Genomic DNA, 25239 nt, shown 5'->3' with positions numbered 1-25239 from the left:
CCACAAGAGCCCACACGCTTTGCTTGATCCTATTTTTAAACAGCCCCAAGTCGCTTCGGACTTTAGGTTCACCCCGTTGGTGAGGCGCGCATTCTACTCTTTCTTTCGAGCTTTGCAAGCTTTTTTTATTTCGATTTTCATCGGAGCTTGCTGTTCACAGCGACCGGCTTTTTAGTGCCTCACGTCGTTGTGAGGCGCGCATTCTATCCATTTTTTTGGGCTGTGCAAGTCTTTTGTTTTAACTATTTTAAAAATTTTATTTGCACCAAAAATCCCGTATTGCGGCTATACCTTTAGCCCCACAGTTTCGGGCCATTTCCAGATCATCCCTCGACACCCCTCCAAGGGCATAAACCGGGATTCCTACATTAAAGACCAACGATTTAAACCCTTCCCAACCAATGGGCTCGGTCATAGGGTGGGATTCAGTTTTCTGCACAGGAGAGAGAAACGCATAATCAACGCCGATTTTGCGAGCCCATTCCAACTCTTCTCTGTTATGGCAAGATGCGCCGAGCCATTTATCTCTACCGACTGGGCGCTCCATCAATCCCATTAGATCCTTGCTCGTTAAGTGGAGACCGGATCCGATCCCCCATAAGGATTGGCCAATAGAGGAGCTGACCGCAAACAACTTTCCATGGCGAGCACACATCGCTTCCGCCACCTCAATAAGGTTGGCTACTCCATAAATTCCAGGCGCCGGCCGGAATAAAATCATCCCCGCCCCTTTCTTCAATGCGCACTCAATACCAGAGGCAAGCTCCCCCTCGTTTTCGAATTTCCCTGTTACAGCTATGCAATCAGGCAATTGAATCGCCGAGACTATGGGCACATTCGCAGCGGGAAATGAATAAGAGTTGAGTTCGTTTGGATTTACCCATCGAACCTCCTGCCCTTCGTTACCGATTGGCGTCCCACTAAATCGGATGACTTCTCGGACATCAAGAAGAACGGACTTGTCTTTATAGGAGAAAGGAACACGAATTAAAGGGCGGGATTCGTGAACGGTGATATTGAGCTCTTCATGTAGCTCGCGCCGAAGAGCCTGTTCACATTGCTCGCCAGCTTCGATCTTGCCACCAGGGAATTCCCATAGATTTCCCTGGTGTTTGTCTGAAGGGCGCAATGCAATCAGTACACGTCCATGTTCGTCGCGCAGCACTCCTACTGCTACGTGCACGGCCGCCGGCATGATTAGGTTCGGTATTCAGCGTTGATAGTGACGTATTCGTGGGACAGATCAGACGTCCAAACGGTTTCGTCGCTGGAGCCTCTGCCAAGCTCAACACGAATGGTGAACTCCAATTTTTTTACGACGGAGGTTCCAGCTGCATCCGTGTAGTCTGGGTGACGCGCCCCGCCTTCCACTACCAGCACATCGTCCAACCACAACTTCACGCCTGATATATCGAGCCCCGAGATTCCCGCATATCCGACAGCTGCGACAATACGACCCCAGTTGGCATCCGATGCATACAAAGCTGTTTTGACCAACGGAGAATGAGCAATCGCGTAAGCCGCTTTCAAACATTCTTCACTATTGGCGCCACCAGTGACATTGATCGTGACAAATTTGGTAGCACCTTCACCGTCTCGCACAATGGCATGCGCGAGCTGTTGCATCACACTCACAACTGCATCGGACAACTTTTCGTATAAAGCACCAGACGCAGAAGAAATCTGTGGTGCTCCGGATTTGCCGCTGGCGATCAAAATGCAGGAGTCGTTGGTTGAGGTGTCGCCGTCAATGGTGATTCGGTTGAACGATTTGTTCACGGCAGTTTTCAGCAGTTCCGCCAAAACGGACTGCTCAACCGCAGCATCTGTGGCGACAAAAGAGAGCATGGTCGCCATATTCGGGCGAATCATGCCTGCGCCTTTGGCGACTCCGGACACCGTAATGGTTTTCCCTTCATGCTCGATTTGGATGCTGGCCCCTTTGGGACAGGTATCCGTAGTCATAATGGCTCTCGCCGCTTTTTCCCAAGCCGCCTCATCAAGAGACTGAATCGCATCGGGAAGCACGGCGGAAATTTTTTGTACAGGCAAGTATTCGCCAATCACCCCCGTGGAAAATGGCAATACCTGTGTTGCGGAAACGCCGCCGAGCTGTGCGAGTTGCTCACACGTAGCACGCGCGTCCGCCAATCCTCTTTCTCCCGTACAGGCATTGGCATTGCCAGAGTTAATGACGAGAAAACGAATCTCTGAACTGGCCAGATGTTCACGCGCAACGATTACCGGTGCTGCGCGAAACGCGCTTTGGGTGAAAACGCCCGCAACTGTGGCGCCTTCATCTACGGCAAAAACCAAAACGTCCAATCGACCCGGTTTTTTGATTCCGGCACTGGCCGCACCGATGCGAACACCTTTAACCGCATGCATCTGGGGCCACACAACTTTTGCCGATGTCATTTTATCTATCGCTCCTCAAACCAATTTGCCGTGACAGGACTTGTATTTCTTACCGGAACCGCAAGGACACAATTCATTGCGGCCGATTTTGGCATGGCCGCGCACCAACGGTTCTTGTTTCGCCGCTGACTCAGGCGCCGGGCTTTGCTCGAGAGCAGACACTTCTTCATGCTGTAAACGCATTTTGCGCTGAGCCTGCAATGCGGCTTCTTGGCGCTGACGCTCCATCGCTTCCATCTGTTCTTGCGTCATAGGCTCCAAGCGGAACAGGACTCGGGTTACATCGTGTTTGAGATTGTTGAGCATTTCCTGGAACAAACCGAAGGACTCGCGTTTGTATTCCTGTTTTGGGTTTTTCTGCGCGTACGCACGCAAGCCTATGCCTTGGCGCAAATGATCCATATTGGCCAAATGTTCTTTCCACAAAGTATCCAGAACATGCAGCGTCACTTGCTTCTCGAGGGAGCGCATGATGGGCCCGATACGCTCGACTTTCTCCCGATAAAAACGCTCCATTTCCGCGCGAATTCGCTCACGCAGCGGCTCTTCATGGAGTCGTTTATCTTCATCCAACCATTGCTGGATCGGCAGTTTTACGCCGAATTCGCCTTCCAACGCCTGTTCCAGGCCCGGAATATTCCACTGCTCAGCCAGTGACTGGGGTGGAATATAGGAAGAAACCATGTCATTGACGACGTCATCACGAATTCTGTGAATGGCTTCTTCGATGCTTTCTTCATCCAGTAAGTCATTGCGCTGGTTGTATATAACCTGACGCTGATCGTTCGCGACGTCATCGTATTCGAGTAGCTGCTTACGATAATCGAAGTTGCGAGCCTCGACTTTTCGTTGAGCCGTTTCGATCGCATTAGTCACCATGCGGTGCTCAATGGCTTCGCCTTTTTCCATTCCCAGAGCGCTCATAATTTTGCGCACCCGGTCAGAGGCGAAAATACGCATCAGGTTATCTTCGAGCGATAAATAGAAGCGAGAGAAACCGGGGTCACCTTGACGACCCGCGCGACCACGCAGCTGGTTGTCGATACGGCGAGACTCGTGGCGCTCGGTACCTATGATGTGCAGGCCACCGGCTTGCAATACCTGCTCATTGCGTTTTTTCCACTCGGCTTTTATCGCGGCAATCTGCTCTTCGGTAGGGTTCTCCAAACGAGCCGCTTCCGCTTCCCAATTACCGCCGAGCACAATATCCGTACCCCGACCGGCCATGTTGGTTGCGATGGTCACGGCGCCGGGTCGACCTGCCTGGGCGACGATCTCCGCTTCGCGGGCGTGCTGTTTGGCGTTCAATACTTCGTGCGCAATGCCGGCTTTTTTGAAGCGGCGCGACATTTCTTCCGAAGTTTCCACCGAAGCAGTACCAACCAGCACTGGCGCGCCGGTTTCGTTGATGCGTTTTACTTCATTAACAATGGCTTCGTACTTGTCTTCCGCTGTTAGGAAGACCAGATCGTTCAGATCCTTTCGCTGTACGGGGCGGTTGGTGGGAATCACGACGACATCCAGACCATAAATTTGGCGGAACTCCACCGCCTCCGTATCCGCAGTTCCTGTCATACCAGACAGTTTTTTATACAGACGGAAATAGTTTTGGAACGTAGTGGAAGCCAAGGTCTGGCTCTCACTCTGAATAGGCACACCTTCTTTGGCTTCAATTGCCTGATGCAGACCTTCGGAAAGCCGTCGTCCCGGCATGGTTCGGCCGGTATGTTCATCGATCAGAATGACCTGACGGTTTTCGACAATGTATTCGACGTCCTTATGAAACAGCTTATGCGCACGCAATGCGGTATGAACATGGTGCAGCAAGCCGAGATTGCTCGCGGAATACAAGTTTTGGTTGTCGCGCAACAACCCATTCTTGGTCAACAATTCTTCAATAAGTTGATGGCCATCTTCGGTCAGTTCGATTTGGCGGGTCTTTTCGTCGACGGTGAAGTGGCCCTGTTTGCCGGCTTCTTCATCATGAAGTTGCAACTGCGGGATGAGTTTATTCATCAGCAGATACAGCTCGGTGTTGTTCTCGGTAGCGCCGGAGATGATCAAGGGCGTGCGCGCCTCATCGATCAAAATGGAGTCCACCTCATCCACTACGGCGAAGTTCAGCCCCCTCTGCACCCGATCTTCTTTGCGCAGCACCATGTTGTCGCGCAGGTAATCAAAGCCGTATTCGTTGTTGGTACCGTAGGTGATATCGGCTCCGTAGGCAGCGCGCTTTTCTTCCTGCGACTGCATGGATACTACTATGCCTACGGTCAAGCCAAGACCTTCGTATAACGGACGCATCCAGTTGGCGTCGCGCGAAGCCAGATAATCGTTGACGGTTACTATATGTACGCCTTTACCGGAAATAGCGTTCAAATAGGCGGCCAGGGTAGCAACCAATGTTTTACCTTCACCGGTTTTCATCTCCGCGATGCGACCTTCGTGCAGCGTGATACCACCGATCAACTGGACGTCGAAGTGGCGCATTCCCATGATGCGGCGGCTCGCTTCGCGACAAACCGCAAAGGCTTCCGGCAATAATTTATCCAGCGACTCACCCTTGACATGCCGCTGCTTGAATTCTTCGGTTTTGGCTTTGAGCTGCTCATCTGACAGCGCTTGGATCGCGGCTTCATGGCCATTGATCTGGGCGACCAATTTACCCATTCGCTTCAGTTCGCGATCATTTTTTGTACCAACAATCTTTTTTATAAGTGTTCCAATCATGGGATTGCAAATTCCGGAGGAAAAGGGGCTTTCGATTCGAAAGGCCCGCATCATAAATGACTTGAATTAGGGGTGAAATAGGATGCGCGTTCGCGCAAAGAAAAACGAGGGGTGTTAACGACTGGCGCGATGTATATAAGAAGAAGGATCGACCGCTCGGCCGTTTTTGTAGACTTCAAAGTGGACGTGGTGACCAGTGGAGCGTCCGCTCGTACCCATACGGGCAATGATCTGGCCCTTTTTCACCACATCGCCCACTTTGACCAGGTTTTCCTTGTTGTGGGCGTAACGAGTGGAAAATCCTTTACCGTGGTTGATTTCGACCATATGGCCGTAGCCGCTGCGCTCACCGGACCATACAACGACACCCGCCGCAACGGCAATAATGTCAGAGCCTTCTTTGCCGGCGAAATCGACGCCCGAATGCCAAGCTATGCGGCCGGTAAACGGATCGGTACGACGACCGTAGCGACTGGACATCCAACCTTTGGTAATGGGACGCCCGGCAATAAAGACATCATTTTCCAATTTACGATTGGCTAGCAGTGCTTCCAGGGTTTCCAGCTGATGCTGCCGGTTTTCGATTTGCTGGGCTAACTCTTCAATGGCGTGAGAAAAATCAGGGGGAGAGAAACTGTCGCCGGAGATCTCCTGCTCGGGACCACCCAGTGCCGGCGGCTGGGAGAAATCGAACTCCCCATTGTCGAGCTTCGCCATGGTGGTCAAACGCTCGCCCAGAGCATCTATGCGCACCAAACGGGTTTGCAATTCGGCTACACGTAACGTCAAAGCTGCCAACTTGCTTTCAGCCTGCTGGCGGGCTTGTTCGATCAATATTTCCTGTTCTTGCAACCGCTCCGCCCAGACTTGGCGGATTTCCGGCTCGAGCAGATGATTTTTGGAATCTGAAACTAATTTGAGGTAGGTGACGTAAGCAGCAACCGGAACGCCAATCAGACAGGCAAGGCAGACAGATAATAAAGCACCCGACCAAATGCCTAGGTTGATACTGCGGCAATTGCCGTATTTTTTGCTGAGGATGATGATTTTCACTGATTAATTTCGCTTTTGGGGCTGAGTCCGGTACTAGCTGAGACGTTACTCAAGACGCAGCGTTGCGATTGAGCTCTGTAATAAGTAGTACATGAACTTCCATGTGCGCAAGCGAAAGGGGGCGTCCAGCCACCCTGACGGTGGCCGACTATGGCATAAGAGCCGCCAAAAACGCAACCGTTATTCAGCAAGGGCGTTAAGTGAAGCAAATCTATAAAAAATTCGTTTAAGCAATCGCCAAGGGACGCGAGTAAGAAATAGGCACTGCTTGCTCTTCGGATTCGAAGGTAACCATTTCCCAGGCATCTTTTTGCCGCATCAGCTCGCGGATGGAGCGATTGTTCAATCCATGACCAGATTTATACGCATCAAACTCGCCGATCAGGCTATAGCCGAGCAAATACAGATCGCCGATCGCATCCAATACTTTGTGTTTGACGAATTCGTCTTCATAGCGCAGGCCGTCTTCGTTCAACACACGGTATTTATCGATCACTATGGCATTGTTGACACTGCCACCTTTGGCCAAGCCTTTGGAGCGCAGGTATTCAATTTCATGCATAAAGCCAAAAGTGCGTGCACGAGAGACTTCTTTGACAAAAGAGGTACTGGAGAAATCAACGGACGCGCGCAGCGAGCGATCTTTAAAGACAGGATGATCAAAATCTATGGCAAAGGACACTTTAAAGCCATCGTAGGGACGGAAGCTGACCCGCTTTTCACCTTCTTCAACGGTGACCGTCTTCTTGATGCGGATAAATCGTTTCGGAGCATTTTGTTCTTCAATGCCGGCCGACTGAATCAGAAAAACGAATGGACCGGCACTGCCATCCATAATAGGGACTTCATCAGCATCCACTTCGATGATGGCGTTATCGATACCGAGACCAGCGAGCGCAGACAGCAAATGTTCAACCGTAGAAATGCGCACATCACCCTGAACCAGCGTGGTCGACAGGGTAGTGTCGCCAACATTTTCCGCTTTAGCCTTAATCTCAACGACGGGATCCAAATCCACGCGACGGAACATAATGCCGAAATCCGCCGGAGCCGGCCGCAGCGTTAATACAATCTTTTTGCCTGTGTGGAGACCTACGCCTGTCGCGCGAATTTCATTTTTCAATGTTCTTTGTCTGATCATTTTTCGGTCTCAAATATAAAGCGACTAACACGCAATGCAAAAAGGGTGCGCATACTAACAAACTAAAGAAGGGAAACAGAGATGGCCGGTTGGCTGCGCGCCGGGAAAACCGCCACCCGACTGATCTTGATGAAGAGAGGCCTAAGCACTCTGCGCGATTCAGCCGCGCTAGTGTGCAGAAATCAATCTGAACTCAAACTGAATATGCCTGAACTCTCACTGAATAGGTCGAGTTCAATTGACAGCGACCACGGCCTGTTCCCGCGGGGGGAACAGGAACAGACGCGAGTCGCTGCCTTGCGGTATCAATCAGCTTGACGGCGCAGAAACGCCGGGATGTCCAGATACTCCATATCGCGCTCTCGGGTATCCAGAGCTCGTGCAGTGTTGCCAGTAGCACGGCCAGTACCAGCTGCGCGCATAACAGTCGGTTTATCCAGAACAGCGTAGTTCGGCATACCGTCTGAATTGCGGGTGTTGTCCACCACTTTGGCTGGCTGGGCGCTGACTTTGGCTTCGTTGTGACCGAGGCCAGTAGCAACCACCGTTACCCGCAGTTCGTCCGTCATTTCTGGATCGATTACGGTGCCGACGACAACCGTGGCTTCACCTGAGGCAAATTCTTCAATGGTGTTACCCACTTCAGTGAACTCACCCAAGGTCAAATCCATGCCGGCCGTGATATTGACCAGGATGCCGCGAGCACCTTGCAAGTTGACGTCTTCCAGCAGCGGGCTGCGGATAGCAGCTTCAGCTGCTTCACGCGCACGGTTGTCGCCGCGAGCAATACCGGTACCCATCATCGCCATACCCATTTCGGACATTACGGTACGCACGTCAGCGAAGTCGACGTTGATCATACCGGGACGAATGATCAGATCCGCGATACCTTGAACTGCGCCCAGCAGAACATCGTTCGCCGCTTTGAAGGCGTCGAGCAAGCTCGTGGTTTTACCCAATACCGGCAACAATTTTTCGTTCGGGATGGTGATTAGAGAATCCACGCGATCCTTCAATTGTTTAATACCGGCTTCGGCGATCGCCATACGCTTGCGACCTTCGAACGTAAACGGACGGGTGACCACTGCGACGGTCAGAATGCCGAGCTCGCGCGCGACCTCCGCCACCACTGGCGCACCACCAGTTCCGGTACCACCACCCATGCCTGCAGTGATGAATACCATATCAGCGCCGCTCAATACCTCAGCGATGCGTTCACGATCTTCCATCGCCGCCTGACGACCCACTTCCGGATTTGCACCCGCGCCCAATCCTTTCGTCATGTGGCTGCCGAGCTGCAATACGGTTCGCGCATCTATATCTTTGAGCGCTTGCGCATCGGTGTTGGCGCAAATAAATTCAACGCCTTCGATTTGACTGGAAATCATGTGTTTAACAGCGTTGCCGCCACCACCACCGACTCCTACCACTTTAATTACCGCATTTTGCGGTAAAGCATCTACCAGTTCAAACATAAGTTCCCCCTCATTTTCCCCTGAAACCGTGGATTAGTACCGAGTTAAAAATTCTTTTGGAACCAACCTTTAAGGCGGGTCCACACACTTTCGCTGTTGTTATGAAAAACTTTGCTGCCTCCTTGCTGTTTCATTCCGTAAATCAAAAGACCCACCCCAGTTGAATAAATTGGATTATTCACAATGTCCTTTAAGCCGCGAACGTTTTGCGGAGTTCCCAGGCGGACGGGCATATGGAAAATTTCTTCTGCTAGCTCTACTACGCCTTCCATTTTCGATGTGCCGCCGGTTAAAACAATTCCCGCCGGAATCATGTCTTCAAAACCACTGCGCCGCAGTTCGGCCTGAATCAAGGTGAATAATTCTTCGTAACGAGGTTCCACTACCTCCGCCAATGCTTGGCGGGATAATTCCCGCGGCGGTCGGTCGCCGACGCTGGGCACTTTGATGGTTTCTTCCGCGCCGGTTAATTTCGCCAGAGCGCAGGCGTATTTAATTTTGATTTCTTCGGCGTATTGGGTGGGCGTACGCAATGCCATTGCAATGTCATTGGTCACCTGGTCGCCGGCAATCGGAATCACGGCGGTATGGCGAATCGCTCCGTCGTAAAAAACCGCAATGTCCGTAGTACCGCCGCCTATATCCACAACGCAGACGCCGAGTTCTTTTTCGTCATCCGTCAGGACGGCGTAACTCGAAGCGAGTTGCTCGAGGATGATGTCCTCGACTTCCAAACCGCAGCGTTTGATACATTTTTCGACGTTATGCGCTGCATTCAGGGCACAAGTCACCAAATGCACTTTCGCTTCCAGGCGAACACCAGACATACCCAGCGGCTCTTTCACGCCTTCCTGTTCGTCGATCACATATTCCTGCGGCAGTATGTGCAGAATTTTCTGGTCCGCTGGAATCGCCACTGCCTGAGCAGCATCAATAACGCGCTCAATATCCTGCTGATAAACTTCGCGATCTTTAATCGCCACTATGCCGTGGGAATTCAGACTGCGAATATGACTGCCCGCGATACCGGCATAAACAGAGTGAATCTGACACCCCGCCATCAACTCCGCTTCTTCCACCGCTCTTTGAATTGATTGCACGGTGGAATCGATATTGACCACAACACCTTTTTTCAGCCCAGCCGATTTATGGGATCCCAACCCCACCACAGAGAGCTCCCCCTCTGGGGATATTTCGCCGACAATAGCGACAACCTTGGACGTTCCTATATCCAAGCCGACGATCATTCTCCCCCCACTAGACTGTGCCATTGCCCTTTTTCACTCTTAAATTTGCTTTTATTTGACGTAAATTCACATTTACCAATTTCGATTTACCTGGATGGCATCAACCACCCGCCATGTATTGTCCTTCCACCGGATTTTTCCAGGTCACGGCAAATCCACTGGGGTAACGCATATCGACAAGCTCAATCTTATGGAAATCCTTCCCCAGATCCCCCGCCTTTGCTGCCAATAAATATTGCAGTTTTTCCCACAAACGATCGCGGCCGAGCTTAATCACCAATCCTGACTGAGTCGTCAATGTCCAAGCCCTGGTCGCATCCAATTCGACTGCAGCTAACACTAAATCTTGTTGCGCGAGTAATTTGCCGATGCGGAGATATTGTTCCATGATTTCCCGTGCGTAACGGTCTTCACCATGAAGAAGCGGTAATGCTTGTATTTTAGTCGTTTTTTCAACTTCTATGATATCGCCGCGCATATTTAGGAATCCTTTTTCTCCCCAGCGCGCAATCGGTTGCTGTTCGGTAACCCTCACGACCAGTTTGTCAGGCCACATACGAGCAACAGATGCGGTATCAATCCAAGGATTGGATTCCAGTTTTCGCTTTAGATCGTGCAAATTCATTTCCAAAAATGAACCCTGCACATGCGGTGCGACATATTCTTCGATAAGGTCACTCGAAATAAACTGAAACGAGCCCTCAACCTGCACTTCTTTAATTGGTCGATGGGCGATTTGCTGCAACTTTTCCTGCGGATTGAAATACCAAATAGCCGCAACAATTCCACCGATCAAACTACCTGCAGACAGCACTTTCCAAACGACTGCCCCCATAGCCCTGTAACGGCCAAAGGAAACTTTCGCCTTTTTGCGAGTAGCGCCCGAGCGCGCAGCACGAGCGACAGCCGGAGAGCTATTTCTCGAGCTGTTTCCCGAATATGACCTTCTCGTTGCGCTGATCATGGCTTTTAATCCAAGGTCTGACTCAATATCGCTAACACAAGCTGATTAAACGAATATCCCGCCGCTTTGGCGGCCATGGGAACCAAACTGTGATCGGTCATACCGGGCACCGTGTTCAATTCCAACAAATAAAAGTTGCCATTTGCATCCGCCATGACATCCACCCGTCCCCATCCCGAGGCGCCAGCCGCATTGAATGCATCCGCAGCTAATTGTTTCAAACGGCGTTCATCTGCGTCGTTAAGGCCACAAGGGCAAATATAGCGAGTATCGTTCGCCTGGTATTTCGCGGAAAAATCGTAAAACTGGTGATTGGTTTCCAATTTAATGGGCGGCAATGCAATTCCGTCGAGTATGGCAACGGTATATTCGGCGCCGCGGATATAGCGTTCTGCTAATACCAGCCGGTCATAACGCTGCGCGGCTTCGAAAGCCTGTTGCAATTCCGCCGCACTCTTAACTTTTGCCATGCCGATGCTGGAGCCTTCATGGCAAGGTTTTACCATCGCCTCACCACCGAGCTGCTCGATAATAAGGTTCCAATCACTGCTGGAATTCAGCACTGCGTAATCCGGTGTCGATAATCCGCATCCGCGCCATAATTGTTTGGTGCGCAATTTATCCATGCAGAGAGCCGACGCAGCTATGCCACTGCCGGTGTAAGGCAAATTCATCCATTCCAGGAGGGCCTGGATTTTGCCGTCTTCACCACCAGCACCATGCAGTGCAATAAATACTCGATCAACCTTCAATTTTTGTAATTGTTGCAACGGGTTTTCACCAACATCGACTGGCTCAACAGCAACGCCCTCTTCGCGCAATGCATTGATAACAGCCGCGCCGCTGCGCAGAGAAATTTCACGTTCGGCGGATGTGCCGCCATACAGCACCGCAACTACGCCGAGTTGTTCCGGTCGTGCTTGTTTAAATGAATAGTGTGTCATGTCTCTTTTGAAACCTGAGAAAATTGGCGAGCCAAAACCGCGGCAAGTCCGCCGACGTTGCCCGCGCCTTGCGTAATGACGATATCTCCGGGCCGAATGATATTGGCCAACACCTGGGGAACAGCATCAACGCTTTCCACAAAAATCGGGTCCACTGTGCCACGAGTGCGAATACTGCGGCTTAAAGTGCGACCATCCGCACCTGGTATCGGTTCTTCCCCAGCCGGATATACGTCCAACAAAATCAATTGGTCTACTGTGGACAACACATCGGCAAAATCTTCAAATAAATCCCGCGTGCGCGTGTAGCGATGCGGCTGATAAATCATGACCAACCTACGCGTCGGCCATCCCGCACGCACCGCTGCGATGGTCGCTGCAACTTCGCGCGGATGGTGGCCATAGTCGTCCACCAGCATTAGCGGTTCGCCCGGCCCTAAAATAAATTCACCATAAACCTGAAAACGTCGACCGACTCCGAGAAAATCTGCGAGCCCCGCCTGAATTGCACTGTCTGGAACACCTTCTTCCGTTGCAACGGCGATTGATGCCAGCGCATTTAATACGTTGTGGCGTCCGGGCAAATTCAAAAATATCGATAAAGGTTCCGACTTATTGGGACGCCATGCGCGAAAACGTTGCGTTTTGCCAGTTTGCACCACATCTGTCGCGCGATAATCGTTGTTTTCGCCAAATCCATAAGTAACGGTCGCGCGCCCCACTGAGGGCATAACTTCGCGAATCACCGGGTCGTCGCCACATAAAACGGCCAAACCGTAAAAAGGCAGATTGTGCAGAAACGCAATAAATGTCTGCTTCAATTTATTGAAGTCGCCGCCGTAGGTGTCCATATGATCGGCGTCAATATTGGTGACCACTGTGACCATCGGCTGCAGATGCATAAAGGAAGCATCACTTTCATCCGCTTCCGCGACCAAATAACGACTTTCCCCGAGACGCGCGTTGGTGCCGGCGCTATTTAATAGTCCGCCGATAACAAAGGTGGGGTCCAAATCACCTGCGGCAAGAATTGATGCAATCAAACTGGTCGTGGTGGTTTTACCGTGGGTACCTGCCACAGCAATTCCGTGGCGATAACGCATCAATTCACCCAACATTTCGGCGCGGCGCACAACCGGAACACGCGCTTCACGCGCAGCGACAATTTCCGGGTTTTGCGCGTTAACTGCGCTGGAGCAGACCACAACATCGCGACCGGCAACATTCGTTGCGTGATGACCGATAAATATAGTCGCACCCATGGATTCGAGGCGTCGCGTCGTATCCGATGCTTTTATATCGGAACCGGAAATTTCATATCCCTGGTTGAGCAACACTTCTGCAATGCCACACATACCAGCACCGCCGATACCGACAAAATGGATTTTGCGGATGCGGCGCATTTCCGGCACGTTATGATTTTTGGCATTAGCCATTGGCCGCCTCCAGACATATATCTGCGCATGAAGTCGTTGCCTCGGATTTCGCGGCTTTGCGCGCTGCTTGCGCCATTTTTAATAAAAGGCCCCGCTGAGCGATAAATGTCATAACTCGTTCTTTCAATATCTCTGCCGTGAGAGATTTTTGTGGATACAGTTCCGCTGCACCTTGATCGACAAGCCAGCGCGCGTTTGCCGTTTGGTGATCGTCAATTGCGAATGGAAAAGGAACTAAGAGAGAAGCTACTCCCGCTGCACTTAATTCTGCGATTGTTAGAGCGCCTGCGCGGCACACGACCAAATCAGCCCAGGCCAATGCTTCGGCCATATCGTCGATAAATGCAGTAACTTCCCCTGACACGCCGCACTCTTTATAAACAGCGAGAGTATTGTCTAAATGTTTCGCACCCGTTTGATGACGGACTTGCAGTTGTCCTTCTTTAATAAATGGTGCAACCGCTTTAGGCACCAATTCGTTTAATGCCTGGGCACCAAGACTTCCACCCAACACCAAAAGTTGCAATGGGCCAGTGCGATTTTGCAAACGCGTTTCGGGTTCCGGTAAAGCGGCTATATCTTCCCGCACAGGATTGCCGATACAGATTGCTTTGGGCAATACATTCGGGAATGCGGTTAAAACTCGCGTCGCAATTTTCGCCAACCACTTATTGGTAGTGCCTGGACGCGCGTTTTGTTCATGGATAACCAGCGGAATCCCCATGATGCGCGCGGCTATGCCGCCCGGACCTGACGCATATCCACCCATTCCCAACACAACATGCGGTTGGAATTTTTGCAAAATTGCGCGCGCCGCCCACACTGAACGCACGATTTTCCAGGGCGCGCCGATCAGGGTCTTTAAACCTTTTCCGCGCACGCCGGAAATGGGTAATAAATGAAGATGGATATTTGCTGCAGGCACCAATCTCGCCTCGATTCCACGATCGGTACCCAACCATTGAATTTCACATCCGCGACTGCGCAGCTCTTTCGCAACCGCTAACGCAGGAAATACATGACCACCCGTTCCACCGGCCATAACCAGCACACGTTTTTTTGCACTGTCAGTCATTGGCAGCCTCCCATTTTGTTGAAGGCTCTTTTTTGGCTGAAGGCTCTCTTTTAGCTGAGGGCTCTCTTTTAGCTGAGGGCTCTCTTTTAGCTGAGGGCTCTCTTTTGGCGGACGGTTCTCTCTTTGAAGGTTCACCTTTTGCAGAAGAAAGTTCCGTTTGCATGCGCAGCAGCAACGCCATAAAACAGCACGAAATAATCAAGCTGCTTCCACCGGAACTGACAAATGGCAGCGTCAAGCCTTTAGTTGGCAATAAACCGGATGCCACTCCCATATTGATAAATGCCTGAGCCGCAATCAGCATGCCGACGCCAACGGCGGAGAAGGCAATAAACGGATATTCGCGTTCACTTGCCGCGCGAGCTATTGCCAGAATTCGCCATACCAAAATTCCGAAAGCCACTATTACGGATGCTGCGCCAAACAAGCCGAACTCTTCTGCGACTATGGCGAAAATAAAGTCTGTATGCGCCTCTGGCAGGAAAAACAATTTTTGCAGACTGTTGCCCAGTCCCAGCCCAAACCACTCGCCTCTACCAAATGCGATCAACGATTGAACCAACTGATAGCCACTGGAAAATTGTTCTGCCCAGGGATCAAGAAATGTCACCAATCGCTGCCAGCGATAGGGCGAAATGATCGCAAGCGTGGCCAGTCCAATGACCCCGGTCAGCGACAGCAGAATAAAGCGAATCAAGGGAATACCCGCCATAAACATCATGGCTCCGGCGGTCAAACATAAAACCACCGCACTGCCGAAATCCGGCTCGAGCAATAACAACAGAACAAATGCGCCAAGGATGCCTATCAGTTTGAAAAACGCACTCCAGCGGGTTTGAAACTCACGGGTCCTGCGCGCCAGAAAACTGGCAAAGAAAATAATGAAGCAGAATTTCGCAACTTCTGATGCCTGTACTGATATTGGTCCGAAAGAAAACCAGCGCTGGGCGCCGTTAACGGTTTTACCAACACCGGGGATCAAAACAGCAATCAATAAGGTTATGCCCGCGAACAACAACAGAATCGACCAACGGTTCCACATTTCCACCGGCACGTGATAAACCAAAAATCCCGAGACAAGAGCCATGCCCAGAAAAATCACGTGCCGCTTAACGAAATACCACGGATCGCCGTAAACCTGAGCAGCAAAATCAATGGAGGCAGAAGCCACCATGATGACGCCGAACGACACCAGACCAAAAGCCAACAGCAACAAGGTCCAATCGAATTGGGGTCGCTCGGACACAAATAATGGCGATTCCAACATCAGTGCGCGCATAACCGCTCCACTATGTCGCGAAATTGGTCGCCGCGATCTTCGTAGTTTCTGAACATATCCAGGCTGGCACAGGCTGGCGATAACAAAACCGTATCGCCGGGCGAGGCAAATTTGCGCGCTTTTTCCACCGCCTCTTGCAGCGAAGAACATTTTTCAACGGGCACCAGCGGTGCGCACACTTGCGCGATTTTGTCTGCATCTTTGCCGATCAGGGTCACCGCTCTTACGCTAGCTTTAATCAAAGGAGCGAGTGAAGAAAAATCTGCACCTTTGCCATCGCCTCCAGCGATCAGCACTATATTGGGCTTGTCACTGGCCAGACCTTTTAACGCCGCTTCGGTCGCACCTATATTGGTGCCTTTGGAGTCATTGACGTAATCGACGCTGTCAAATCGGCCCACCAATTGGCAGCGATGCGGCAAACCCGGAAATTCCCGCAAGGTTTCCAGCATGGCATTTTCGTCGAGGCCGACTGCTCGTCCCAAAGCCAGAGCAGCGAGCGCATTGGCAAGATTGTGCAAACCACGCAACGGAATTTCTGAAGCATTCAATAATTTGCGCAAACCGTGAGCCAGCCAAATTCCGTCGGCATCCCGGTGCAAACCAAAATCTTTCAAGTCCGGCTCACCGAGTCCGAAACGCGTCACTTGCGCGCCTTCGGCCAATGGCGGTTGCGTCAAGGCGTCGTCCCGATTGATCACCAAATGTTGGGCATTCATATAAATGCGCTGTTTGATGAAGTGATATTCCGCGAGATCCTTGTAACGGTCCATGTGATCGGGCGACACATTTAACACGGTGGCCGCGGCCGCACGTAGGCTGACCGTACTTTCCAGTTGAAAGCTCGATAATTCCAATACGTACAATTCGGCACTATCGTCGAGCAAATCCAGTGCAGGCGTACCGAGATTGCCACCGACCTTGGCGGCAACACCCGCTTTTTTAGCCATTTCGCCAACCAGCGTCGTGACCGTGGTTTTGCCATTGGAACCCGTAATGGCCACTATGGGTGCGCGCGCTTCGCGGGTAAATAATTCGATATCACCAATGACCGGCACGCCGTCGGCGATGGCTGCAGCGATCGCCGGATGTTTACGCGGCACGCCCGGACTCAAAATAATTTCGCTGACACCTTGCCATTGCGAGTAATCAAATTCGCCCGTCAGTATCCGAACTCCCGGAAATTGCTGTTGAAAACGCGCTAGACTTTCCGGTTTCGGTGCTTTATCCGCCACCATAAAGGTACGCCCTTGACGCGCCAGGAAACGGGCAACGGAAAATCCCGTCACGCCGAGCCCGACGATCAATGCAATACGACTTGTGGCGATCAGAGCAGCCATGATTTATCTCAACTTCAAGGTCGCAAGACCAATCAAAACCAACATGACGGTAATAATCCAAAACCGCACAATCACGCGCGGTTCTGGCCATCCTTTTAATTCAAAATGGTGATGTAGCGGCGCCATACGGAAAATTCGTCTACCCGTGAGTTTGAAAGACGCCACCTGCAAAATCACCGACACGGTTTCCATCACAAAAATGCCGGACATGATAAAAAAGACGATTTCGTGGCGGACAATCACTGCAATAACACCCAGAGCACCGCCGAGTGCCAATGCACCTACGTCGCCCATAAAAACCTGTGCGGGATAGGTGTTGAACCACAAAAAGCCAAGTCCCGCTCCGGCCAATGCGCCGCAAAATACAACGAGTTCGCCCGTGCCCGGCACATAGGGAATATGTAAATAAGTGGCGAAATTGGCGTGGCCAACGAGATACGCGATTATGCCGAGTGCCGAACCCACCATCACGGTCGGCATAATCGCCAAACCATCCAAACCATCCGTCAAGTTGACTGCGTTACTCGCGCCGACCACCACGAAATACACCAGCAGCAAATATCCCCAACCCAAATCAAGCGTGACGTTTTTGAAAAAGGGCACGTACAGTTGGGTTTCCACTGGGCTCTGTGCAGTCGTATACAAAAAAATCGCCACTGCTATACCGGCAACTGACTGCCAAAAATATTTCCAGCGCGCGGGCAGGCCGCGGGAATTTTTTTCGATGACCTTGCGGTAATCATCGACCCATCCCACCAATCCATAGGTAATGGTGATAAACAGCACCGCCCAGACAAAACGGTTGGTGAGGTCAGCCCATAAAAACACGCTGATGGAGATGGCAAATAACAAAAGCGCACCGCCCATGGTGGGTGTGCCGGATTTGCTCAAATGACTTTTCGGACCATCGTTGCGTACAGCCTGCCCGATTTGCTTCTGCACCATTTTCCGAATGAACCATGGCCCAAGCAAAAGAGAGACGCACAATGCGGTCATGATTCCAAGAATTCCGCGCAGCGTCAGATATTGAAACACCGCCATAGGGCGGAAAAACGGTTCCAAATATTGGGCAAGCCAAACTAGCATGAAGAAACTTCCTTCGTGTTTAAAACCCGCTGCACGATTTCTTCCATGCGTGCACTGCGGGACCCTTTAACCAGCGCAGTGGTGTGCGCATCCAGTTGAGAGAGCAGCGCATCCACCAACGCTTCTTTACTGGGAAAATTCAATCCGCCTGTGCCAAATTCCGCTGCACTCAATGCGGATAAAGGGCCGTGCGTTAACAAAACCGAAATATTTTTCTGCGCGGCGTAGCGCCCAAGTTCGCGATGTTGCGCAGGAGCTGTCTCGCCCAATTCGCCCAAATCACCCAATACCAGCACGCGGTTACCAGGACAATTGCTTAAATAGTCGATGGCCGCACGCACGGAAGCGGGATTGGCGTTGTAGGTGTCGTCGACTATGCGTGCCCCACGCGGACCGTCATAAATTTGCATCCGGCCTTTTTCGCCGGAAAATTTTCCAAGTCCCGCCGCTATATCACTTAAGTTGACGCCTGCAGCAATTGCGCAGGCGGCCGCGGCCAGAGCGTTGGCAACGTTGTGCTGGCCCGGCAAAAGCAAACGAACAGGCTGCATTTCGCCTTGGTAACACAATGCAAAAGACGCGCGCCCTACGGAGTCGAATTCGATCGCTTGCGCATAAACCGCAGGAATAGCTCGGTCGCTTTTTGCCAAAGAAAAACCGATTTGTCGGCACTGCTGCGTTGCTTTGAGAAATTGTTCAGCAAAGGCGTCGTCCAAGTTAATTACTGCTGTCTGATGCGCTTGCAGTGCGCCATAAATGGAGCCTTTTTCCCGCGCTATAGCCTCAATCGAGCCGAATCCGCCAATATGCGCCGGACCGACATTGTTAACCAGCGCTATGTCCGGCTTAACCAAATCGGTGAGATAGGCAATTTCGCCCGGATGATTGGTGCCAATTTCGACAACAGCAAATCGCTGCGTCGACAAATTCATCAGTGTCAAAGGCACACCGATGTGATTATTAAAATTGCCTTGCGTTGCCACTACATCAGCTGCTGTGGCGAAAATATCGCGCAATAGACCTTTGACGCTGGTTTTTCCACTGCTGCCGGTTACGGCCACAATGGTTCCGGAAAATGCTTTGCGGCTCAGCGCCCCTATGGCGCCCAGCGCACGCGTGGAATCGGCCACAACCACTTGAGGCACATTGGCAGATTCAATGTCCTGTTCGACAACCAGCGCGCATGCACCGCGATCAACGGCGACCTGTACAAAATCGTGGCCATCAAAATTGTCACCGCGCAAAGCCACAAATAATTCACCTGGTTGAAGCTGGCGTGAGTCCGTGCTCAACTTGGTAAATTCAGCGTCGCTGCCCACCAGGCGAGCGTGCAAAGGTGCGATCAGATCCGTCAGACGCATCAGACACCCCCTCGTTGGGCGCGAAGACGCAATGCTTTTTCCGCCTCTTCCACGTCGCTGAACGGACGTTTTTCTTCGCCGATGATTTGATAGGTTTCGTGACCTTTGCCAGCAATCAGGATGACATCACCGGGTTGCGCCTGGGTAATAGCAAAAGCAATGGCCTCTGCTCGATCGGTAATGCAACGGTGTTTTTGTGCACGAAAACCGGTGCAGATTTCCTGCAAAATGCTGTGCGGTTCCTCCGTGCGCGGATTATCGCTGGTGACAATCACGTGATCGGCAAATCGCTCTGCCAATGTCGCCATCACCGGCCGCTTGCTGCGATCGCGATCGCCGCCGCAGCCGAACACCACCCATAATTTTCCGGAGGTGTGAACTCGTGTGGAGGCAATGGCTTGGGCAAGTGCGTCAGGCGTATGAGCGTAATCGACCACTGCCGTCACATCTGCGTCTACTGCAATACGCTGCATGCGCCCAGGAACTGGCAGCAATCTTGGAACGGCTTCCAGCAACACCGGAAATTCACAACCAATTGCACACAGCGCCGTCAAGGCGGAGATCAGGTTGTAGACGTTAAATTCGCCGAGTAATGGGCTGGAAATTTCTGTCTCGCCCCATGGCGTCGCCAAGCGAAAATTCACGCCTTCTGCGCTATAGGTCAAATCGCTGGCGTAAACATCTGCGGCAAAATGCAGTAATGAATAGCTGTAGACATTAGCGCGCTGTTTGGCGGCGGCGACCATTTGCGGCGCATGAGGATCATCAAGATTGATAATCGCCGCCTGCAGTCCCATCGACTCAAATAATTTTTGTTTGGCAGCAGCATAATTCTGCATGGTGCCGTGGTAGTCGAGGTGATCGTGGGTGATATTGGTAAAAATACCTGCACGAAAATTAATGCCAGCGACGCGATGTTGATAAAGTCCATGCGAGGAAACTTCCATCGCCACCATGCGCACATTGTTATCCCGCAAATCGGCCAGTAATTTCTGCGCGCGCGCCGCATCCGGCGTGGTCATACCAAAATCATGAATAACACGGCCATCAACCGCTACACCCAGGGTTCCAATAGTGCCTGCTCGACCGGCAATGGCGCTGTAAAGCTGCGCTAAAAGAGAAACGGTTGTGCTTTTGCCGTTAGTGCCAGTAACGCCGATAACCTGTAGTGAAGAAGAAGGATCGCCATAGCATCTGCCAGCAATTTCGCTGACGCGCGCAGGAAGGTTGGCCACGCTGATCACCGGCGCATCTACTTCATAACGTACAAGCCCGGTTTTTTGTTCTACTGTCGATTCAATTAAAACCGCTACTGCTCCGCGTTTTACCGCGTCGGCAATAAATGTTTGGCCGTCTAATTTCCCGCCTTGCAGAGCGATAAACAAATCACCGGGAGCGACCTGACGACTGTCCTGGCATACGCCGGAAACACGCAGATTCCTCAAATCGTCCGGCAGGCGCAACTCAGGCATCAGCTGCGCCAGTGTGATCGATGATGCTGTGATAGGCGTTGCGCTTGTCATTAGCGTGCCACCACTTTTTGTTGCGAGGGTGATTGACTAGGCGGCACCTGCAACAAACGCAAAGTGCCCTCCGCCACCCGGGCGAATACCGGAGCAGCGGCTTCACCGCCGTAATAATGTTCCTGTGGTGGTTCATTAATAATTACCACCATGACGATTTCCGGATTGTCAGCAGGTGCAAGACCAGCAAACAAAGCGATGTATTTGTCGTCCGCATAACCGCCTTCACCCACTTTATGCGCGGTACCAGTTTTGCCGGCTACTGGGTAGGCTTTGATTTGTGCGCGTGTTGCCGTACCACCGGTTTGGGTAACGGCTTTGAGCATGTTTAACACCTGCTGCGAGTGTTTGACATCTATGACGCGGCTGCCTTCTGGAACATTTTGCTGCTTGAGAATGGCGGTCGGTCGCAAAATGCCGCCGGTGGCGAAAACTGTGTACGCGTGGGCAAGCTGCAGCGCCGTCAAAGTCATGCCGTGACCGAAAGCCAAAGCCGCGCGCTCGGTCGGATGCCAACGGCGCGGATTGGGCAATTTGCCCAGTGCTTCTCCGGGAAATCCGGTGCCCGACAATTGGCCAACGCCAACGCGATAGAACACATCGCGCAAATCTTCCGGCGGTAAATCCATGGCAATTTTGCTGATCGCGACCTGACTGGATTTTTGAATCACGGTGGTCAAATCCATCACACCGTAATTGCGGAAATCCGAATAGGTTTTGCCGCCGACGCGCCAATACCCGGGATTGGTATCAATTTTGGTGTTAGGGCTATATCGACCGCTTTCCAGAGCCGCAACTATGGTAAATGGCTTCATGGTCGAGCCTGGCTCGATCATGTCTGTGACCGCGCGATTGCGTAACTGAGCTGGTTGAATCTGGCTGCGGTTGTTCGGGTTATAGGAAGGCTGATTGGCCATGGCGAGAATTTCGCCCGTTTGCGCATCCAGCATTACGATGGAACCGGATGCCGCGCCTTGTTCTGCAATGGCATTTTTCAATTCGCGATAGGCGAGGTATTGCAGGCGCAAATCCAGACTGAGTTGCACATCTTTGCCCGATTCGGCCGCGCGGATCACGCCCAGATCTTTTACGACATTACCTTTCAAATCCTTCATCACCCTGCGGGAGCCGGGCGTTCCTGCCAACCAATTTTCCAGCGCCAATTCCATGCCTTCGCGCCCGCGATCGTCGATATCGGTAAAACCGACCACGTGCGCCGCGACTTCACCTGCGGGATAAAAACGCTGAAAGCCTTTTTCCGCGGATACGCCTTCCAATTTGAGGGCGAGAATTCTGTCGGCGTCATGCGGCGGTAAATTTCTCGCCACATACATAAATTGTTTGTCACTGAAACGGCCAATGCGGGCTGCCAGCTCAGAGGTTTTTAAACCGAGCGCTTCAGCCAATACCGCTGTTTTTTCCGGATCGAAACGTTGCGGGTTGAGCACAATGGATTTGACAGGCGTGCTGACGGCGAGGATTTCACCGTTGCGGTCGGTGATCACACCTCTATAGGCCTGGATGACTTCTTCCCGCACGGTGCGTGCCTGTCCCTGCTCTTGCAAAAACGTGTAGCCTTTTTCAGCGGTGGGAATCACTTGCAGGTGCGCGAGATGCCAGATCAGGGCTGAAGGTAAAACCGCCAAAAGCAAGACCATACAAATAATGCGCGCACGAGCAAACACCGGTCCTGCCGGTGTTTGGCGCGCAATTTTTTTTGGACTTGCGTTTTTGCGTATCATCGTTTTACAACGACCACCTGATCAGTGTCCGGTACTGTCATGTTCAATTCTTTCAATGCCATTTGCTCTACCCGGGCATAGGCCGAGAGAGAACTTTTTTCCAACAACAATTGCCCCGACTCCGCCTGCAAATCTGCAGCGGCATGGCGCAGCGTTTCCAATTCATGGGTAGCGAGACGGGCACGGTGGGTGACGTAGATAACGGAGAGCGCAGAGCCCATCACGAGAAACCACGCAGCAAAAATCAACATGCCATGTCCTAACTTGCGTACCATTGGGTACCTCTCTCACCGGTTCACCCCGGTCTGATACACGTTGCGGAAATGAGGATTAAATTTTTTCAGCCACTCTCATGATTGCACTGCGTGAGCGGATATTTTGCTGTACTTCCTCCTCACTCGCCCTAACGGTTTTGCCGATGATCCTGAGCCTGTGCTGCAACTGGTCCGCCGTTACCGGCAATCCTTTGGGAAATATCTGACCGCGCGCCTCTTGTTTCATAAACCGCTTGACTATGCGGTCTTCGAGGCTGTGAAAACTGATCACTACCAAGCGTCCACCGGGCTGAAGGACAGCCATTGCGGCGTGTAACGCCTGCTCTAAATCCTTTAGCTCGTTATTGATCTCAATACGGATCGCTTGGAACGCGCGCGTCGCTGGATGCTTATCGCGTTCCCATTTCGGATTCGCCGCAGCAATGACCTCTGCCAATTGACGCGTCCGGGTAAAAGGACTTTCACGTCTGTGCGCGACTATTGCCCGGGCCATGCGACGGGAAAATTTTTCCTCGCCATATTCGAACAACACTCGCGCAATTTCTTCTTCTGACGCGCTATTTACCCACTGCGCCGCACTGATACCGCGGCTGGTATCCATCCGCATATCCAGCGGGCCATCCTGCATAAAACTGAACCCGCGTTCCGCCTGATCGAGTTGCGGGGAGGACACCCCCAGATCCAACAATATCCCCGCAACTCGGCCGGCAACCTCACGCTGCGCAGCTATATCAGCCAGCGCAGCAAAAGAATCGTGAACAATGGAAAAACGCTGATCCTCTTGTTCCAGTTTTTCCCCCGCGGCTATCGCCAGCGGGTCTTTATCAAATCCCAGCAACCGACCTTCCGCGTTGAGTCGCTGCAGTACTGCGCGACTGTGGCCACCCCGACCAAAGGTGCCATCGATATAAAAACCGCTGGCATCCTGTACTAACGCGTCAACCGACTCCCGCAGGAGTACCGAAAAATGCTCTGGCTGGCTCATAAGTCCTACAGGCTCAAGGTCAACAATTCGGGCGGTGGTGCATCGTCGTCCAGCTCCGCGTTAACCACCGACTTGAACCAAGCCTCTTCACTCCACAATTCCAATTTTTTTCCCAACCCCACCAACATCAGGTTTTTATCGAGCCTGGCATAGGTGCGCAGAGTCGGTGGCACCAACACGCGACCGTTACTGTCCAGCTCGAGCGAAGTTGCATTTCCCAGCAACAATCGTTGTACGCGCAGCGCGTGTTTGTTGAATGTCGGCAGGGCTTCAATTTGCGGGCGGATCTGCTCCCATTCATTCTCGGGATAGATCAGAATGCATCGGTTTTCCGTATGGGCTGTCATAACCAATTGGCCGTTGCTGAGCGCCATAAAGCATTCCCGCTGCTTGGCGGGTATCGCGATGCGCCCTTTAGCGTCCATCGTTATGCTGTGACTGCCCTGGAACACACTTTGACCATTAGAAGACCGTTTGCCCTTGGGAGACCACCATCGCCCCACCAATATCCACAAAAAACCACTTTATTCCACTTTAGCACACTATCCAGGCCGCGTGGCGCCTGTCAACACGGCAGACCACCAAAACGAGAGGGCACCAATTAAAAATGAGAATTTTTTTGGTTTGGAAAATTCTGCAAAACAGGCAAAAAAGAAAGATCTTTTTGATGAGAAACAAAGGCGTGGAAGCAAGTGCTAACAAAGCACTTTAATTGCAAGAATATTTCGATTTAACAACGCGGAAGAACTACGCAAAGAAGGGATAAAGCGTATATGAGAGATAATGCGGAGTCGGCCGATAAGCCGGGTTCTGTCATGGACAGTCATTCATCTGGGACAAGCGTCGCCGCTTGCCTCTAGCAACCTACCCGAATCCAGCGCGGGCCACGCCATTGGATTCCTATTTGGTCTTGCTCCGAACGGGGTTTGCCGTGCCGCAGACTGTTACCAGCTGCGCGGTGCGCTCTTACCGCACCCTTTCACCCTTACCATCCAAAGATGGCGGTCTACTCTCTGTTGCACTTTCCGTAGGCTCGCGCCCCCCAGGCGTTACCTGGCGTTCTGCCCTATGGAGCCCGGACTTTCCTCCCCTGTCGAAACAGGAGCGACTGCCTGGCCAACTCCGGGGCGCACCTTAACAAAGATATTCCTGCGCCGGCAAGCAA

The 25239-nt window shown here is 51.9% G+C and carries 20 protein-coding genes and 1 other RNA gene; all 21 read right to left on the bottom strand.

Features of this window, described 5'->3' with window-relative positions; all coding sequences use genetic code 11:
• Positions 1 to 256 precede the first annotated feature (256 nt).
• The 21 genes from DWB84_RS17745 to rnpB all read right to left on the bottom strand — a co-directional run bounded on the left by DWB84_RS17745 (position 257) and on the right by rnpB (position 25198).
• Positions 257 to 1195 (bottom strand): Nudix family hydrolase, encoded by a 939-nt coding sequence (locus DWB84_RS17745; RefSeq protein ID WP_187411147.1) that lies wholly within the window; start codon positions 1193 to 1195, stop codon positions 257 to 259.
• Positions 1196 to 1197: 2 nt separating this feature from the next.
• On the bottom strand, positions 1198 to 2418 hold the full coding sequence (gene argJ / locus DWB84_RS17740; RefSeq protein WP_187411146.1) for a bifunctional glutamate N-acetyltransferase/amino-acid acetyltransferase ArgJ: 1221 nt from the start codon (positions 2416 to 2418) through the stop codon (positions 1198 to 1200).
• A gap of 15 nt (positions 2419 to 2433) precedes the next feature.
• Positions 2434 to 5148, bottom strand: coding sequence for a preprotein translocase subunit SecA (secA, locus tag DWB84_RS17735; protein ID WP_187411145.1), 2715 nt, complete (start codon positions 5146 to 5148; stop codon positions 2434 to 2436).
• A gap of 114 nt (positions 5149 to 5262) precedes the next feature.
• Positions 5263 to 6201: a M23 family metallopeptidase gene (locus DWB84_RS17730; protein ID WP_187411144.1), complete on the bottom strand. Its 939-nt coding sequence runs from the start codon at positions 6199 to 6201 to the stop codon at positions 5263 to 5265.
• 226 nt (positions 6202 to 6427) lie between these two features.
• Positions 6428 to 7342: a UDP-3-O-acyl-N-acetylglucosamine deacetylase gene (gene lpxC, locus DWB84_RS17725; RefSeq protein WP_187411143.1), complete on the bottom strand. Its 915-nt coding sequence runs from the start codon at positions 7340 to 7342 to the stop codon at positions 6428 to 6430.
• 305 nt (positions 7343 to 7647) lie between these two features.
• Complete coding sequence (gene ftsZ, locus DWB84_RS17720) at positions 7648 to 8817, bottom strand: cell division protein FtsZ (protein ID WP_187411142.1); 1170 nt, start codon at positions 8815 to 8817, stop codon at positions 7648 to 7650.
• A gap of 44 nt (positions 8818 to 8861) precedes the next feature.
• Positions 8862 to 10088 (bottom strand): cell division protein FtsA, encoded by a 1227-nt coding sequence (gene ftsA, locus DWB84_RS17715; protein WP_187411141.1) that lies wholly within the window; start codon positions 10086 to 10088, stop codon positions 8862 to 8864.
• A 76-nt stretch (positions 10089 to 10164) separates the two neighbouring features.
• Positions 10165 to 11028, bottom strand: coding sequence for a cell division protein FtsQ/DivIB (locus DWB84_RS17710; RefSeq protein ID WP_187411140.1), 864 nt, complete (start codon positions 11026 to 11028; stop codon positions 10165 to 10167).
• Between the two features lie 5 nt (positions 11029 to 11033).
• Positions 11034 to 11972: a D-alanine--D-alanine ligase gene (locus DWB84_RS17705; RefSeq protein WP_187411139.1), complete on the bottom strand. Its 939-nt coding sequence runs from the start codon at positions 11970 to 11972 to the stop codon at positions 11034 to 11036.
• Positions 11969 to 13408 carry a UDP-N-acetylmuramate--L-alanine ligase gene (gene murC / locus DWB84_RS17700; RefSeq protein WP_187411138.1) on the bottom strand — a complete coding sequence of 480 codons (1440 nt, stop codon included), beginning with the start codon at positions 13406 to 13408 and terminating at the stop codon, positions 11969 to 11971. Before murC ends, DWB84_RS17705 begins: the two co-directional genes overlap by 4 nt.
• The gene (gene murG, locus DWB84_RS17695; protein WP_187411137.1) at positions 13401 to 14483 is read right to left on the bottom strand and encodes an undecaprenyldiphospho-muramoylpentapeptide beta-N-acetylglucosaminyltransferase; all 1083 of its coding nucleotides are present in this window, start codon (positions 14481 to 14483) and stop codon (positions 13401 to 13403) included. The genes murC and murG overlap by 8 nt, the downstream gene beginning before the upstream one ends.
• Positions 14476 to 15762: a putative lipid II flippase FtsW gene (ftsW, locus tag DWB84_RS17690; protein WP_255429055.1), complete on the bottom strand. Its 1287-nt coding sequence runs from the start codon at positions 15760 to 15762 to the stop codon at positions 14476 to 14478. The genes murG and ftsW overlap by 8 nt, the downstream gene beginning before the upstream one ends.
• Positions 15750 to 17102, bottom strand: a complete 1353-nt coding sequence (gene murD, locus DWB84_RS17685) for a UDP-N-acetylmuramoyl-L-alanine--D-glutamate ligase (protein WP_187411136.1) — start codon at positions 17100 to 17102, stop codon at positions 15750 to 15752. The genes ftsW and murD overlap by 13 nt, the downstream gene beginning before the upstream one ends.
• A 3-nt stretch (positions 17103 to 17105) precedes the next feature.
• Positions 17106 to 18188, bottom strand: a complete 1083-nt coding sequence (gene mraY, locus DWB84_RS17680; protein ID WP_187411135.1) for a phospho-N-acetylmuramoyl-pentapeptide-transferase — start codon at positions 18186 to 18188, stop codon at positions 17106 to 17108.
• The gene (gene murF, locus DWB84_RS17675; RefSeq protein ID WP_187411134.1) at positions 18182 to 19549 is read right to left on the bottom strand and encodes a UDP-N-acetylmuramoyl-tripeptide--D-alanyl-D-alanine ligase; all 1368 of its coding nucleotides are present in this window, start codon (positions 19547 to 19549) and stop codon (positions 18182 to 18184) included. Before murF ends, mraY begins: the two co-directional genes overlap by 7 nt.
• Positions 19549 to 21072, bottom strand: coding sequence for a UDP-N-acetylmuramoyl-L-alanyl-D-glutamate--2,6-diaminopimelate ligase (locus DWB84_RS17670; RefSeq protein WP_187411133.1), 1524 nt, complete (start codon positions 21070 to 21072; stop codon positions 19549 to 19551). The genes murF and DWB84_RS17670 overlap by 1 nt, the downstream gene beginning before the upstream one ends.
• Positions 21072 to 22730 (bottom strand): penicillin-binding protein 2, encoded by a 1659-nt coding sequence (locus DWB84_RS17665; RefSeq protein WP_187411132.1) that lies wholly within the window; start codon positions 22728 to 22730, stop codon positions 21072 to 21074. Before DWB84_RS17665 ends, DWB84_RS17670 begins: the two co-directional genes overlap by 1 nt.
• An 80-nt stretch (positions 22731 to 22810) precedes the next feature.
• Positions 22811 to 23089, bottom strand: a complete 279-nt coding sequence (gene ftsL, locus DWB84_RS17660; protein ID WP_255429054.1) for a cell division protein FtsL — start codon at positions 23087 to 23089, stop codon at positions 22811 to 22813.
• A 55-nt stretch (positions 23090 to 23144) separates the two neighbouring features.
• Positions 23145 to 24074, bottom strand: coding sequence for a 16S rRNA (cytosine(1402)-N(4))-methyltransferase RsmH (gene rsmH / locus DWB84_RS17655; protein WP_187411131.1), 930 nt, complete (start codon positions 24072 to 24074; stop codon positions 23145 to 23147).
• 5 nt (positions 24075 to 24079) lie between these two features.
• On the bottom strand, positions 24080 to 24526 hold the full coding sequence (gene mraZ, locus DWB84_RS17650; RefSeq protein WP_187411130.1) for a division/cell wall cluster transcriptional repressor MraZ: 447 nt from the start codon (positions 24524 to 24526) through the stop codon (positions 24080 to 24082).
• Between the two features lie 331 nt (positions 24527 to 24857).
• An RNA gene (rnpB, locus tag DWB84_RS17645) (RNase P RNA component class A) lies at positions 24858 to 25198 on the bottom strand.
• Positions 25199 to 25239 lie beyond the last annotated feature (41 nt).

This window comes from Saccharophagus sp. K07, from assembly GCF_014336955.1.
Taxonomy (GTDB): Bacteria; Pseudomonadota; Gammaproteobacteria; order Pseudomonadales; family Cellvibrionaceae; genus UBA5868.
The sequence above is the reverse complement of the archived record's forward strand: the minus strand, read 5'-3'. Positions and strand labels throughout refer to the sequence as shown.

Bases quoted from the DNA above. Each gene is read 5' to 3' on its own strand.
- DWB84_RS17745 (WP_187411147.1), bottom strand. From the start codon at position 1,195: ATGCCGGCGGCCGTGCACGTAGCAGTAGGAGTGCTGCGCGACGAACAT.
- argJ (WP_187411146.1), bottom strand. From the start codon at position 2,418: ATGACATCGGCAAAAGTTGTGTGGCCCCAGATGCATGCGGTTAAAGGT.
- secA (WP_187411145.1), bottom strand. From the start codon at position 5,148: ATGATTGGAACACTTATAAAAAAGATTGTTGGTACAAAAAATGATCGC.
- lpxC (WP_187411143.1), bottom strand. From the start codon at position 7,342: ATGATCAGACAAAGAACATTGAAAAATGAAATTCGCGCGACAGGCGTA.
- ftsZ (WP_187411142.1), bottom strand. From the start codon at position 8,817: ATGTTTGAACTGGTAGATGCTTTACCGCAAAATGCGGTAATTAAAGTG.
- ftsA (WP_187411141.1), bottom strand. From the start codon at position 10,088: ATGGCACAGTCTAGTGGGGGGAGAATGATCGTCGGCTTGGATATAGGA.
- DWB84_RS17710 (WP_187411140.1), bottom strand. From the start codon at position 11,028: ATGATCAGCGCAACGAGAAGGTCATATTCGGGAAACAGCTCGAGAAAT.
- DWB84_RS17705 (WP_187411139.1), bottom strand. From the start codon at position 11,972: ATGACACACTATTCATTTAAACAAGCACGACCGGAACAACTCGGCGTA.
- murC (WP_187411138.1), bottom strand. From the start codon at position 13,408: ATGGCTAATGCCAAAAATCATAACGTGCCGGAAATGCGCCGCATCCGC.
- murG (WP_187411137.1), bottom strand. From the start codon at position 14,483: ATGACTGACAGTGCAAAAAAACGTGTGCTGGTTATGGCCGGTGGAACG.
- ftsW (WP_255429055.1), bottom strand. From the start codon at position 15,762: ATGCGCGCACTGATGTTGGAATCGCCATTATTTGTGTCCGAGCGACCC.
- murD (WP_187411136.1), bottom strand. From the start codon at position 17,102: ATGGCTGCTCTGATCGCCACAAGTCGTATTGCATTGATCGTCGGGCTC.
- mraY (WP_187411135.1), bottom strand. From the start codon at position 18,188: ATGCTAGTTTGGCTTGCCCAATATTTGGAACCGTTTTTCCGCCCTATG.
- murF (WP_187411134.1), bottom strand. From the start codon at position 19,549: ATGCGTCTGACGGATCTGATCGCACCTTTGCACGCTCGCCTGGTGGGC.
- DWB84_RS17670 (WP_187411133.1), bottom strand. From the start codon at position 21,072: ATGACAAGCGCAACGCCTATCACAGCATCATCGATCACACTGGCGCAG.
- DWB84_RS17665 (WP_187411132.1), bottom strand. From the start codon at position 22,730: ATGGTCTTGCTTTTGGCGGTTTTACCTTCAGCCCTGATCTGGCATCTC.
- ftsL (WP_255429054.1), bottom strand. From the start codon at position 23,089: ATGGTACGCAAGTTAGGACATGGCATGTTGATTTTTGCTGCGTGGTTT.
- rsmH (WP_187411131.1), bottom strand. From the start codon at position 24,074: ATGAGCCAGCCAGAGCATTTTTCGGTACTCCTGCGGGAGTCGGTTGAC.